The sequence below is a fragment of the Streptomyces sp. NPDC006365 genome, assembly GCF_042870755.1.
GTDB lineage: Bacteria > Actinomycetota > Actinomycetes > Streptomycetales > Streptomycetaceae > Streptomyces > Streptomyces xiangluensis.
In genome coordinates, this window is sequence record NZ_JBIAHS010000001.1 from 981,112 (window position 1) to 993,878 (window position 12,767).

Consider the following 12,767-nt stretch of genomic DNA (forward strand, 5'->3'; position numbering starts at 1 on the left):
AGCCAAGTCGTAGACCACGTGGGCGAGTTGGTGGAGTTGTGGCAGTAGGTGCGGACTCCTTCAAGCGCATGTTCGAAGCTCGTGCGAGCGGACGCCGCCTGCCGTGCCCATGGCGAGGGAGTGGGGCATATGTAGCGGGCCGTGCCGGGGCCGGTCGGCAGGTGCGGTCAGGAAGGCGGTCGCTCCTCGGCCCCGCAGGAGCTTCCGGCGTCCGCGAGCGAGCCGTACAGCAGGAAGTCATCGACCTTCTCGTGCACGCACTTCGACGAACCGTAGCCCGTGTGACCCTCGCCCTTGTTGTCGAGCACCACGGCCGACGGGCCGAGCCGCTTCGCGGTCTCCACGGTCCAGCGGTACGGGGTCGCGGGGTCACCGCGGGTGCCGACCAGGAGCATCTTCGGGGTGTCGACGTCACGAACGTCCTCGCGGATGTAGTCGGTGCCCTGGGGACGGCCGTAGCACATGAGCACCTGGGTGAGTCGGTAGCGGCCGAAGACCGGTGACGCCTCCTCGTACTCGGCGCGCAGCCGGTCGAGGTTCTTGGTGATCCGGGCGGCGGTGGGACGGTCGGGATCGTCCGCGCAGTTGATGGCTATGAGCGCGGCCTGGAGGTTGTCCATGGGGATGTCCGCCTCGTCGACGAGCCCGCCGTTGCGGGGCGCCGCGATGCCGCCGCCGGTGAACCGCAGGAGCCCGCGGGCGTCACCGTCCTCGATCAGCGATCTGAGCGCCTGCGAGAGGGCCGGCCACAACTCCTTGCTGTAGAGGGCCTGTCCGAGGGCGCCCGCGAGGTCCTGGCCGGAGAAGGGCGCGCCGAACTCCGTCGGCAGTGGATTCTCGTCCAGTGAGCGGACCAGGTCGACCATCTGCTCCCTGGCCGTGCGCGGATCCTGCCCCAACGCGCAGCTGATGTCCTCGGTGCACCAGGTGAGGAAGTCCTCCAGCGCGGTCTGCATTCCTTCGGTGTTGGCGAGGACCTGCTCACTGAGCGGCTCGGTGAGCGTGTCCACACCGTCGAGCACCAACCGGCCGGTTCTGTCCGGGAACTGGGACGCGTAGACCGCGCCCAGCCGCGTTCCGTAGGAGAAGCCGAGGTAGTTGAGCTTCTTGTCGCCGAGGGCATCACGCATGATGTCCAGATCCCGGGAGACGTTGACCGTGCCGATGTGCGGGAGCACGGGCCCGGAGTGCTTGGCGCAGGCGTCGGCGGCCTTCCTGAGCAGCTTCAGCGCGGCCTGCGGATCGTCGCTGTCCGGTTCGGTGTCCTCGGTGGGGTCGTCCGTCGGATCCGATGTTGGCTCGATCCCGTCACCGCAGCTGACCGGTGAGCTTCTGCCGACGCCGCGCGGGTCGAAGGTCACCACGTCGTAGCCGTTCGTCAGGCCCAGGAAGTCATCGCCGCCGGCGGTGAGTTCACTGACTCCCGAGGCGCCGGGGCCCCCGAAGTTCAGCAGTACGGATCCCCTGGACTCGCCCGTCGCCCTGAAGCGGGCCATGGCTATGTCGAGCGTTTTGCCGGCGGGTTTCGCGTAGTCCAGTGGAACGGTCACCTTGCCGCACTGCAGATCCTCGGGCACCCCCATCCCGGCGTCTTCGCAGTCGGCCCAGTCGATCTTCTGGTCGTAGAAGCGGGACAGCTCGGGCTGATCGGGTTGATCACGCTGACCGGCCGCGGTCACCGTCGGCAGCCCGGCTCCCAGCAGAGCCTGGGGCGGCAACGCGGCTCCCAGCAGGACCAGCGTCACGGCGCCGGCGAAAGCGCAGCGATGGTGCGTGAGCAGCATGGGAACCCTCCAGGGACGCCCCGGCCCAGGACCGGGGATTCCCCCTGGCTCACGATAAGGGCCCACTCCCGACCACGCCTCTGGACAAGCGAGACGCCCGCAGGAGGCTTACTCTTCGCGCCGAAGCGCTCAGCGCGTCGATGCTGTGGCCCCTGTGGCCTCTGTGGCCTTTGGGGAGGTGTCTCTCGGCTCGCCGAACGCCCACGACATGCGCGGCTCGACGACGAAGCGGAAGACGGCGCGGACCGGCCTGGAACACAGGAACGTGATGAGACCGACCGCAGCCGCCGTGACCGCCAGCTCGCCGAGCGGGGAATGCAGCCACGGGTAGTCGTACCAGTCGAAGAAGCGGGACGACTTGATGATGAAGCCGTGCAGCAGGTAGCCGTACATCGTGCCCGCGCCCAGCGCCGTGAACCACATGTGCCGCCTCGGCACCCAGGCCAGGAAGCAGACGGTCAGCACCAGCGCCAGAGCGAGCAGCGCCGGCGTGGTGACCAGGCCCGCCCAGTTCGGCACGCCCTGGCTGGTGACGCTGCTGCGGTGGTACAGCCACCTGGCGTCGAACCAGGGCGCCACCGCGTACGCCGCCCCGCACGCGGCCATGCCCACCGGGACCGCCATCAGCCGCACCTGCCGCGTACGCAGCCGGTCGAAGTGTTCGGCGCGGAGGGTGAGGCCGAGCACGAAGAACGGCAGAAACTGCAGGGTCCGCTGGATCGAGATGTCTCCGCCGAGATCCGGTGACACCGAGGCGAACACGGCGAGCCCTATCGCGATCGGCACCGGGCGACGCAGAGCCAGCCACACCGGGGTCGTCAGCCGCCAGATGAACAGCGCGACCAGGAACCACATCACGTACCAGGGATCCAGCAGGCTGAACGGATAGGTCCAGTCGTCCTGCGCCCAGCGGTAGAAGAGCGTGTACGCGCACTCGAAGACGAGATACGGCACCACAACACCCGTCAGCAGCCTGCGCACCCGTCCCGGCGCCATGTCGAAACTCCGGGAGAAATAGCCGGAGATCAGCGCGAACGCGGGCATGTGGAACGCGTACACGGTCAGATACGCCGCTGTCGCGAACCTGCCGCTGTGCGTCAGGGGCTCCCAGGCATGACCGCAGCACACCAGCACAATGGTGAGGTACTTCGCGTTGTCGAAGTACGGGTCCCGGCGGGCCGGCGGAGGCTTGGCCGGTATTCTGGGCGGCGGCTCCGACACCGCCACGTGTGCGGGGGCCGACAAGTCCTGCGACACCATCTCTCCAAGCCTCGACAACGTGAAACTGATTCCTCCCGCCCGCCACTGTCACATACGGCGCGTTGGTGTGAGACGTTCACATCTGGCTCGGCAGACACGCGGTGGCTGAAACCGTGCCCCCGGCCCGCCCGGCCGAAGCCAGTCTCCGCGGGCATGGAATTCCGTTGTCCGGTCGGCCCGCGCGTGGTGGAGTGCCGGTATGGATCATGCAGAGGTACTGGCCCAGTTCGACCGGCAGATGCGCGAAGGAGCGCGGCCCGACGGCCCCGGTGCCGTGGTTGAGCATGCTGACGGAGTCGTGCGGCAGATCGGATCCGAGCAGGGCTGGAACGGTGTCCTCTGGTCTCATCTGTCGGGACTGGCGGAGGCCGACGTTGACGCGGTGATCACCGACCAGGTGCGGTACTTCACAGGCCTCGGCCGCGAGTTCGAGTGGAAACTGTACGGGCACGACCGGCCCGCGGACCTTGGCGGGCGGCTGCGCGGGGCCGGGTTCACCCCCGAACCGGAGGAGACGCTGATGATCGCCGAGTGTGGCGAGCTCCGCCTCGACGCCGAGCCGCCCGAGGGCATCGAACTCCGCCCCGTCACCGACCGAGCGGGCGTCGACCTCATGGTGGACGTACACGAGCAGGCCTTCGGCACGGACAGCTCCCAGCTCCGCCACCAGCTGCTGACCCAGCTCGACGCGGACCCGGACACGGTCGTCGCCGTCGTGGCCCTCGCCGGTGACGTGCCGGTGAGCTCTGCCCGCATGGAGGTCACGCCGGGCGTCGGGTTCGCGGGCCTGTGGGGCGGCGGTACCGTCCCGGCCTGGCGTGGCCGCGGCATCTACCGCGCCCTCGTCGCCCACCGGGCCCGCATCGCCGCCGACCGCGGTTACCGCTACCTCCAGGTCGACGCCTCCGACCAGAGCCGCCCCATCCTCGGGCGACTCGGCTTCGTACCGCTGACCACGACGACGCCGTACGTGTACGCCTCGCGCTGACGTCCCTGTCACACGCGAGGCGTCGCTGTCTCACAGGTCCAGCTGGTACTCCACGGCCTTGAGCGTGGGCAGATAGCCGAGGGTGTCGTTGACGCGGCGCATGGGCGTGTTGCTGTCCGCCGTGTCGGTGAGCAGGGCGCCGAGCTCGGGGTGGCGTCGGCGGGCGAGGCGGATGGAGTGGGCCTTCATCCAGCGGGCGAGGCCGTGTCCGCGGTGTTCGGGGAGTACGGCGGTTCCGTAGTGCTGACCGTCGCCCTGCCCGTCGCCGGGCACGACCAGCTCGGTGAAACCGACCACCGCACCGTCCCTGGCATCCACCACGGCGACGGTGTGCAGCAGATCGCCCCGCTTGGCGATCGCCTCGGCCGCCGACACCACGCGTTCCACGTCCCACACCACCGTGCCGTGGTCGGTGCCCTCCATCGGCATGTCGTCCATGGCCCGCCGCGACTCGGCGTACGTCCGCGCCAGTTCGGGCGGCACGGTGCCCTCCCACTCGGTCAACCGGTAGCCGTCATGGGCCTGTTCGGCTATCGCGTCGATCCGGGTGAGGTCGGCGTCGGCCAGCGGGAGCCGGGCGTACGTCAGCGCCAGCACCCGGCGAAAGCCGCGCGCCGCCAGGAACCCGTCGCCCGGGGACCCCTCCTCGGCCTGCGCGAGGACCGACCTGCGCCCCTCGTGCCGCGCCGCCGCGACGGCCGCGTCCAGCAGAGTGGTGCCCACGCCCCGGCGCCGCTCGGCCCGGTGCACAGCGACTTCGAGCTCCGCGAGATGCCGCTGCCCCTCCTTCGTGAAGAGCCGCAGAAAGGCGGACCCGACCGGCATTCTTTCGTCGTCGGCCGCGAGCCAGGCCCGCCGCCAGCTGGACGGGGAGGGTTCGGGGTCGGTGAGCGCGGTGATGCGAGGCGGCACGAGGTCTCCGTCACGTGGGCTGCGGGTGGTGAAGTCGATCAGTGATCCCGCAGGAGCCAACCGTGACGGAGACCGGCGTGCAACAGTTTTTGCGCTGGTTCTGTGCGGCAGGCCGTTGTGGTCAGCGGCGTGCCTTGGACCGGTCCAGGGCGGCGACGCCCACCGCCGCGAGGCCGATCTGGATCAGCCACTCGATCCAGTCCACCCCTTCGGTGTCCGCCACGTCGAACGCCGAGGCGATGCCCGATCCGACGAGCGCGGCCCCGATACCGACCAGGATGGTCCAAAGGATCCCGATGCGCTGACGGCCCGGAACGACGAGCCGGCCCAGCACACCAATGATGATGCCGATCACGATGGCACTGATGATGCCCGAGATCTCCATCTCAGCCCCTCTTCGTCATACTCCCTATTGCTATGAGTGCCCCGTAACGGTGAGTGCACTCCCGGCTCCGCCTACGAGCCATCCCGTGGCGTCAAGCACCTCGCCCGCGATGTCGACCACGGAGCGATCGTCGGTCACCACGCGCACGGTGGCCGCGGGCGCACGCTCGTCCAGCAACCGTGCCTTGTAAGCGCTGCTCTTCAGCTCCCGCTCCAGTTCCGAGCCGATCTCCCGCCCCGCCAGCCGCTTGGCGGCGGTGACATCGGTGGCGGTGAGGAGCACTCGTATCATCCGTACGTCCGCTCCCATTGCCCGCTCGAAGATGCCGGCGGCCGAGGCCAGCACGCTCAGGGTGTTCGTGTAGATGAGGCGCCGATGGCCGAGCTCGGCGAAGTTTCCCCAGACCGCCGACAGATTGCGCTCGGTGATCCGGGCCCGATGCGGGTCGCCCTCCGGCGCCGGATGCACCTGCCCCATCAGGTCGCCCTCGACGAGGGCATGCGCGACCTTCGCCCTCCTCAGCTGATCCGAAACCTCCCAGCCCACCGTCGACTTGCCGACCCCCGCGCGCCCACCGATGAGCAGAACCTCCGCATGAACCATGCGAGCAGCGTGCCCGACCGGGCGTACGCCACGCGACCGAGATTCGCCGAGCGGCCAGCCGGCCAGCCGGCCAGCCGACCAGCCGACCAGTCGGTCAGTCGGCCAGCGGTTCGGTGCGGTTGGTGCGCGCCCAGGTCTGCAGGTGGACCTCCCGGCCCCTCGACACGCGCAGGACGGGGTCGGTGTCGACGAGGGTGAAGCCGGTGGTTTGCGCGACCGCTCTGCTCGCCGTGTTGCCCTCCTCGATGCACAGGACCAGGCGTCGTGCGCCGGTGTGGCGCAGGGCGTAGTCCGATACGAGGCGTACGGCTCTGGAGGCCAGGCCCTGGCCGCGGTGGGCGGCGCCGACGCCGTAGGCGAGTTCTACGTCCCGTTCGTCCCTCTGGTTGCGGAACAGCAGGACCTCACCGCGCGGAACGACACCGTCCGTGGTGATCGCGAACTGCACCTTGCGCCCCTGAGTACGTGCCGCGAACGCCTCTGCGAGATACGTCTGAGCCGCCGCGATGTCGAACGGCGAGGCCACGGGCGTCCAGCGGGCCATCTCTGGCTCGTCGTACAACTCGACCAGAGCGAGCACATCGTCCTCCGACCACTCGCGCAGTCGGATCCCGTCCCCTTCGAGGCGGAGCTGAGGCGGCAGGGCAAGCGTCGGTCCGATGTCCATGCGTGGATCATGCCGTACGCCGCGTGGGCGGCCAAGGGAGCATGTCGCCTCAAGCACCCGTTGACATGCGGAGACCTCATGAGGAGGCCGGTCCGCGACATGTACCCGCGGACCGGCCGACCTCCCTCATCCGTGCAGACGTCCTCCTACCGCTGCTCGTATGCCTTCGGCGTGCTCTTCGCCGATGCGGCCGCACACACAGCCCCCAGCACGACGGCGAGGCCGCCGATGATGATGTTGCTGACTATGACGCCCGCGTCGGGGCTCTCGCCCACGACCCACGGCGAGATGATCAGCCACACGCCGATGGCGGACATCGCCCAGCTCAGGCCGTACATCCGTTCCGGGGCTCTGGTGAATCCGAGTGCCAGCAGACCTATCGCGATGCCCATGATGAGGTTGTGCGTCACGAGTGCGGGCTGGCTTGTCGTGAAGTGGAGAATCCACGGGGATGCAGCGCAGTACAGACCGAGCAGGAACACCGGTCCGTCCACGAGCGCCACATCGCGACCACCAAGCATGCGGGCGTAGCGTTCCCGCATTTCGCCTGCGTCTGGGTGAGTGGTGATGTCAGCTCTGGTGCGTGAGACGTCGGCCATGACTGGTCTCCTTTGTTCTCCGCAGATCTGACCGCTCTGGTGCGGTATGCGGTAAGGGGCCGCGTACATACATTCTGCGCTTATTTTTTCTTTATGTGTAGTGGTCGGCGGGGCTGGAGGGGAAGAAGCAACGGTGACTGGACGTCGTCCCCTTCAAGGCCACCGACGAGTCGTGGGGCGGCACGCAGGGGTCGTCGTGGGGGAGGGGCTTCAAGCCGATGCGCTGAACGCCAACGAGGCAAGGTGCGCCGCCCGCGTCTCGGTGGTCTGGCCCTGGACCAGGAGGAACATCGCCTCCCTTGTCAGGCGTTGGGCCTTGCTGGTCAAGGCCATCGCCCGCCCGCCTCCCGTCACCACCGCCGCGGTGGTGGCCGTGCGCATCACGTCGTAGGCCTGGGTGCGCAGAGCCAGTCGTTCGTCCAGGTGCTCGTGCGGTACCGGGTGGTCGGCCAGGGTGTAGGACCGGCGGCGGACCTCGTCGAGGCGCGTGCGCAGCGAGGCGGCGGTGTCGTCGTCCAGCAGAGAGAGGGCCGCCTCGGTGATGCCGAACACCGCCGGTGACGTGTTCACCGTCTTCGCGCGGTCGGTCACGGACCACCGCTCGTACGGCACCCGCAGGGCGACCGACTCTTCCGGCACCCGCAGGCCTTCCAGCTCCACGGACACCGTGCGGGCTGCTGTCAGGGCCGCGAGCCGCATCGGCGGCGACGGGCGCAGCCCCGGCTGCTCGCGTGCCTCGGTGAAGGCGAACACCACCTCGGCCGTGTCCGTCACGCCGGCGAGCAGCATCACGTCGTTCAGCCCCCAGCCCGTGTACCAGGGCACAGTGCCGTCGAACCGCCAGCCTCCGAGCTCGGGCACGGCCCGTACGGGAACCCGTGGAAAGGCACGGACATGGGCGTACGCGATCCCCGCCAGCAGCTCGCCCGTGGCCAGGGGGCGCAGTAGCTTCTCCCGTACGGGTGAGTCGTAGGTGGCGAGCACCTTCACGGGCGTGTGGTGCTGGGTCTGCACGAACCACGTGGAGCAGCACGCCCCGGCCAGGATCTCCGCGGTCTCCCGTGCCACCGGGGCGGGCGCCGCCGCCCCGCCGTACTCTGTCGGCGCGCCCACTCCGAGCAGCCCCGACCGCCTGAGCGCGTCGATGTGGCCGGCGGGCACGGTCTCCTGGTCCACCCGCTCGGCATGCGGGGCGAGAAGGTCGTGCGCGAGCCGGTGGGCACGGGTGACGAGGGGATGGGGCGCCATGGTCATGGAGAGATTCTCGCGGAATTGCGGGGCGGGGCGTCGATCCCGGGGTGTGCCGTTCGTGCAGGGGGTGGAAGAGCACCAAGGCACCAAGGAGGTCGGTATGAAGTACTACCTGCTCAGCGTGATGCAGCCCGTCGGTGAGCCGCTGGGCCGGGAGGCGCCGAGGCTCTGCGTCTCGGCCGCCTCCTCGCCGAGCTCATGCCGGACGAGCCCGAGGCCACTGGCCTGCTCGCGCTGATGCTCCTCATCGAGTCGCGCCGGGATGCCCGGCGGGACGACGACGGCGTGCTGGTGCCGCTGCCGGAGCAGGACCGCGCCTGCTGGGAGCGCGACCTGATCGCCGAGGGGCAGGAACTCGTCCGCCGCTGCCTGCGCCGGAACCAACCTGGCCCGTACCAGGTCCAGGCCGCCATCCAGGCCGTCCACAGCGACGCTCCGACCGCGGACGCCACGGACTGGAATCAGATCCGGCAGCTCTACGACCATCTCCTGGCTCTGGCCCCGAACCCGGTCGTGGCCCTGAACCGGGCCGTCGCCGTGGCCGAGACCGAGGGCCCGCGGCAGGCCCTCGGTCTCGTGGATGCCCTCGACCTCGACGACTACCGCGTCCTTCACGCCGTCCGCGCCGACCTGCTGCGCCGCCTGGGCCGCGACACGGAGGCCGTGCGGGAGTACGAGGCGGCCATCGCGCTCACCGAGAGCGCGGCGGAACGTGCGTTCCTCGACCGTCGCCGGAGGGAACTCACACGCTGAGCGCCTCCCGCACCGCCGACTCGGCCTCCTTGCCGCCCTCCCCGGACGAGGTGACCCGCCCGGCCTCCAGGACGAAGTACCGCTGCGCCGCCCGCATCGCGAAGCCCACGTGCTGCTCGACCAGGAGCACCGAGAGCCCGCCCCGGGCGGCCAGCGCGAGGATCGTGTCCTCGATCTCGGCCACGACGGACGGCTGGATGCCCTCGGTCGGTTCGTCGAGGAGCAGCAGCCGAGGCTCCGTCACCAGGGCCCGGGCGATGGCGAGCTGCTGCCGCTGACCGCCCGAGAGCAGCCCCGCCCGCCGGTTCGACAGTGCCCGCAGCGCCGGGAACAGGTCCAGCGCCTCCGCGATCGCGGCTTTGCCGTGCCGCCGTCCGTCCGCCACCAGCTGAAGGTTCTCGGCGGTCGTGAGGTGGGGGAAGGCCTGCTGACCCTGCGGTACGTACGCCATGCCGCGCGCCACACGCTCATGCGGCTTGCGCCGCGTGACGTCCTCGCCGTCGAAGCGAACCGCGCCGCTCGACGGGGTGAGCAGTCCCACGGCGGCCCGCAGCAGGGTGCTCTTGCCGGCGCCGTTGTGCCCGAGCACGGCGGCCACGCCGTCCTTCGGGACCTCGACGGAGACCCCGTGCAGGACGGTGCTGCGGTGATAGCCGACGTGGATGTTGTCGATCTCCAGCATCACGCCTCCTGTACGGCCGCCGGGGCCGCGGGATCGAGTGCGTCCCCGGCGGCCGCGTGCCCGAGGTACACCTCCTGCACCTTGGGATCCGCCTGCACCTCGGCCACCGTTCCCTCGCTCAGCACCTTGCCCGCGTGCAGCACGCTGACGCTGCGCGCGAAGGACCGCATGAAGTCCATGTCGTGCTCGATGACAACCACGGTCCGCTCCTCGCTGATCCGCTCCAACAGCTCGCCGGTGGCCTGCCGTTCGTCGTGGCTCATCCCGGCGACCGGCTCGTCGAGCAGCAGCAGCCGTACGTCCTGCACGAGCAGCATGCCGATCTCCAGCCACTGTTTCTGGCCGTGCGCGAGGGTTCCGGCCGGATGTTCGGCGAGCTCCGTGAGTCCCACCGTCTCCAAGGCCCGCGCGACGGACTCCGGAACGCCCCTGCGACGCCGCAGCATCGTCAGCATCCCGCGTCCGGCGCCCGCCGCGATGTCCAGGTTCTGAAGGACCGTCAACTCCTCGAAGACCGTTGCCGTTTGGAACGTACGGCCGATGCCCGACCAGGCGATCTTGTGGACGCTGCGCCCAAGGAGTTCCTCATCCCCGAAGAGCACCGAACCCTCCGCCTTCACCAGGCCGGTGACGGCGTCGACGAGCGTCGTCTTGCCCGCGCCGTTCGGCCCGATGAGGAAGCGCAGATCGCCGGGCTGTACGTCCAGGTCCACGCCGTCGACGGCCTTGAATCCGTCGAAGGACACCCGAAGTTGCCGTATCCGAAGACCTGAGAGCTCACTCATGCTGCTTCTCCCACAGGAAGGGCGGCTGACGGTTTCTCACTCGCACGCGACGCCCTGCGCCGCCGTACCATCCCCACCAGCGAGGCGAGACCACCCGGCAGGAACGCCAGGGCCACGATGAACAGCAGCCCCTGGAAGTACGTCCAGGCCGCCGGGAACTCCTCCGACAGCGCCGTCTTGGCCCAGGCGACACCGATCGCGCCCAGCACCGCGCCGACCAGGCTCGCCCGTCCGCCGACAGCCGCGCCGATGACGAACTCGATGGACGGCACGATCCCGATCATCGCGGGCGAGATGATGCCGACCGCGGGCACGAACAGGGCGCCCGCGAGCCCGGCCATGCCGGCCGCGACGACGTACGCGACGAGCTTCACGTTCGCCGGGTCGTACCCGAGGAAGCGCACCCGCTCCTCCGAGTCCCGTACGGCGACGAGGAGTTCGCCGTACCGGCTGTGGATCAGCTGCCGGGCAAGAGCGATCAGGAGCAGCAGGGCGGCGGCGATGACGAAGTACACCATCCGCTGGTTGACGGGGTCGTTGAGGTCGTAGCCGAAGAAGCCCTGGATGTCGGTGAGCCCGTTGGTGCCGCCGGTGGTGGCCTGCTGGCCGATGAGCCAGATCGCGAAGGCGGCGGTGAGCGCCTGGCTGAGGATCGCGAAGTACGCGCCCTTGACCCGGCGGCGGAAGATGAACGAACCGAGCAGCGCGGCGACGAGCATCGGCAGCAGTACGGTCGCGGCGAGCGCGAACACGGGGTTGGCGAACGGCTGCCACCACCAGGGGAGTTCGGTGGCGGTGCCGTACAGCTGCATGAAGTCGGGGAGGTTGCCGGGGCCCGCGTCGGCGATCTTCAGGTGCATCGCCATGGCGTAGCCGCCGAGCCCGAAGAAGACGCCCTGCCCGAGCGTGAGCAAGCCGCCGCGCCCCCAGGCGAGGCAGATGCCGACGGCGACCATCGCGGTGCACAGGTACTTGGCGAGCAGCCCGAGCCGGAAGTCGGAGAGGGTCAGCGGGGCGAGGGCGAACAGGGCCACGGCGGCCGCGGCGAAGCCGGCCCAGGCCCGCGCGGAGCGTCCCTTGACAAGGGGCGTAAGACCGCGAAGCGGCATACGAGAGTCGGTCATACGAGGCTCCTCGTACGCAGGGTGTACAGCCCTTGGGGCCGCCACTGGAGGAACGCGACGATGCCCACGAGGACGAGCACCTTTGCGACGCTGACGGTGGTGGAGTACTCGAGGACGGACTGCAGGACGCCCAGCACGAAGGCGACGATCACGGTGCCCTTGAGCTGTCCGATGCCGCCGACCACGATCACCAGGAAGGCGTCGATGATGATGTTGGTGCCCATCGTGGGACCGATCGGACCGACCAGCGTCAGCGCGACTCCGGCGACTCCGGCGAGCCCGGACCCGATGAAGAACGCGGTCCGGTCCACGCGTTCGGTGGAGATGCCGGACACCTCGGCAAGATCGCGGTTCTGTACGACGCCGCGGATCCGGCGGCCCAGCGGGGTCAGCCGCAGGGTCAGCGACAGCGCGACGACCGCCGCGATCGCCAACCCCAGGATGAACAGGCGGCTGTTGGCGACCGTGAGCGGATCATCACCGCCGATGAGCGTGATGTTCCCGGTGAGCAGGTCGGGCGCGCGGGTCTGCACGTTCGGCGCGCCGAAGATGTCCCGGGCGAGCTGCTGGAGCATCAGCGAGACACCCCATGTGACGAGCAGCGTGTCGAGCGGGCGCAGATACAGACGGCGGATCAGCAGCCACTCCAGCAGCGCGCCGAGGGCTCCCGTCACCAGGAAGGCGACGGGCAGCGCGACGAGCAGCGACAGACCGGCGCTGGTGATGGACTTCTGGAGGACGTACGTGGTGTAGGCGCCGGCCATGATGAACTCGCCGTGGGCCATATTGATGACGTTCATCTGGCCGAAGGTGAGTGAGAGACCGAGCGCGATGAGCAGCAGGACGGCACCGATGCTGATGCCGGTGAAAGTCTGACCGAGGATCACGGTCATACGGCGGCTCCGGGAGAAGGCGGCGGGGCACGGGGACACCCGCTTCGAAGTCTTCAACTCCTCGAAGCGGGCCTCCGCGTG

General features: G+C 69.5%; 13 protein-coding genes and 1 pseudogene. 2 read left to right on the forward strand and 12 right to left on the reverse strand.

Translation table 11 applies throughout. From position 1 onward, the window contains the following. Positions 1 to 167: 167 nt before the first annotated feature. Both ACFYO0_RS04560 and ACFYO0_RS04565 read right to left on the reverse strand, forming a co-directional pair. Positions 168 to 1,784: an alpha/beta hydrolase gene (locus tag ACFYO0_RS04560; protein ID WP_388670416.1), complete on the reverse strand. Its 1,617-nt coding sequence runs from the start codon at positions 1,782 to 1,784 to the stop codon at positions 168 to 170. 129 nt (positions 1,785 to 1,913) lie between these two features. Beyond that, positions 1,914 to 3,044 (reverse strand): acyltransferase family protein, encoded by a 1,131-nt coding sequence (locus ACFYO0_RS04565; protein ID WP_388670419.1) that lies wholly within the window; start codon positions 3,042 to 3,044, stop codon positions 1,914 to 1,916. A 199-nt stretch (positions 3,045 to 3,243) separates the two neighbouring features. Between ACFYO0_RS04565 and ACFYO0_RS04570 the strand changes: the two genes are divergently transcribed. Continuing rightward, entirely contained in the window at positions 3,244 to 4,032 is a 789-nt protein-coding gene (locus ACFYO0_RS04570) for a GNAT family N-acetyltransferase (protein ID WP_388670422.1), read from the forward strand. A 30-nt stretch (positions 4,033 to 4,062) separates the two neighbouring features. Here ACFYO0_RS04570 and ACFYO0_RS04575 read toward each other — a convergent pair whose 3' ends face one another. The 6 genes from ACFYO0_RS04575 to ACFYO0_RS04600 form a co-directional block, all read right to left on the reverse strand. Continuing rightward, positions 4,063 to 4,944 (reverse strand): GNAT family N-acetyltransferase, encoded by an 882-nt coding sequence (locus tag ACFYO0_RS04575; protein WP_388670425.1) that lies wholly within the window; start codon positions 4,942 to 4,944, stop codon positions 4,063 to 4,065. Positions 4,945 to 5,065: 121 nt separating this feature from the next. Then, positions 5,066 to 5,329, reverse strand: coding sequence for a GlsB/YeaQ/YmgE family stress response membrane protein (locus ACFYO0_RS04580; protein WP_388670428.1), 264 nt, complete (start codon positions 5,327 to 5,329; stop codon positions 5,066 to 5,068). A gap of 30 nt (positions 5,330 to 5,359) precedes the next feature. Continuing rightward, positions 5,360 to 5,932, reverse strand: a complete 573-nt coding sequence (locus tag ACFYO0_RS04585; protein ID WP_388670431.1) for a hypothetical protein — start codon at positions 5,930 to 5,932, stop codon at positions 5,360 to 5,362. Positions 5,933 to 6,026: 94 nt separating this feature from the next. After that, entirely contained in the window at positions 6,027 to 6,599 is a 573-nt protein-coding gene (locus ACFYO0_RS04590) for a GNAT family N-acetyltransferase (RefSeq protein WP_388670434.1), read from the reverse strand. Between the two features lie 146 nt (positions 6,600 to 6,745). Further along, entirely contained in the window at positions 6,746 to 7,198 is a 453-nt protein-coding gene (locus ACFYO0_RS04595) for an SPW repeat protein (RefSeq protein ID WP_388670437.1), read from the reverse strand. A 210-nt stretch (positions 7,199 to 7,408) separates the two neighbouring features. Then, a complete protein-coding gene (locus tag ACFYO0_RS04600) occupies positions 7,409 to 8,452 on the reverse strand; it encodes an acyl-CoA dehydrogenase family protein (protein WP_388670440.1) in 1,044 nt (347 codons plus the stop codon). Between the two features lie 156 nt (positions 8,453 to 8,608). On the opposite strand from ACFYO0_RS04600, the pseudogene ACFYO0_RS04605 reads away from it, so the two are divergent. Then, a pseudogene (locus tag ACFYO0_RS04605) lies at positions 8,609 to 9,202 on the forward strand (RNA polymerase sigma factor); the annotation flags it as partial. Here the strand turns inward: ACFYO0_RS04605 and urtE are convergent. From urtE to urtB, 4 genes are read right to left on the reverse strand one after another with little or no spacing between them, the layout of a single operon-like run. Beyond that, entirely contained in the window at positions 9,192 to 9,884 is a 693-nt protein-coding gene (gene urtE, locus ACFYO0_RS04610; protein ID WP_388670443.1) for an urea ABC transporter ATP-binding subunit UrtE, read from the reverse strand. The pseudogene ACFYO0_RS04605 and the gene urtE sit on opposite strands and share 11 nt — an antisense overlap. Next, positions 9,884 to 10,669 carry an urea ABC transporter ATP-binding protein UrtD gene (urtD, locus tag ACFYO0_RS04615; RefSeq protein ID WP_388670446.1) on the reverse strand — a complete coding sequence of 262 codons (786 nt, stop codon included), beginning with the start codon at positions 10,667 to 10,669 and terminating at the stop codon, positions 9,884 to 9,886. The genes urtE and urtD overlap by 1 nt, the downstream gene beginning before the upstream one ends. After that, a complete protein-coding gene (gene urtC / locus ACFYO0_RS04620) occupies positions 10,666 to 11,793 on the reverse strand; it encodes an urea ABC transporter permease subunit UrtC (RefSeq protein WP_388670449.1) in 1,128 nt (375 codons plus the stop codon). Before urtC ends, urtD begins: the two co-directional genes overlap by 4 nt. Continuing rightward, positions 11,790 to 12,686, reverse strand: a complete 897-nt coding sequence (gene urtB, locus ACFYO0_RS04625) for an urea ABC transporter permease subunit UrtB (RefSeq protein WP_388670452.1) — start codon at positions 12,684 to 12,686, stop codon at positions 11,790 to 11,792. The genes urtC and urtB overlap by 4 nt, the downstream gene beginning before the upstream one ends. Between the last annotated feature and the right edge of the window lie 81 nt (positions 12,687 to 12,767).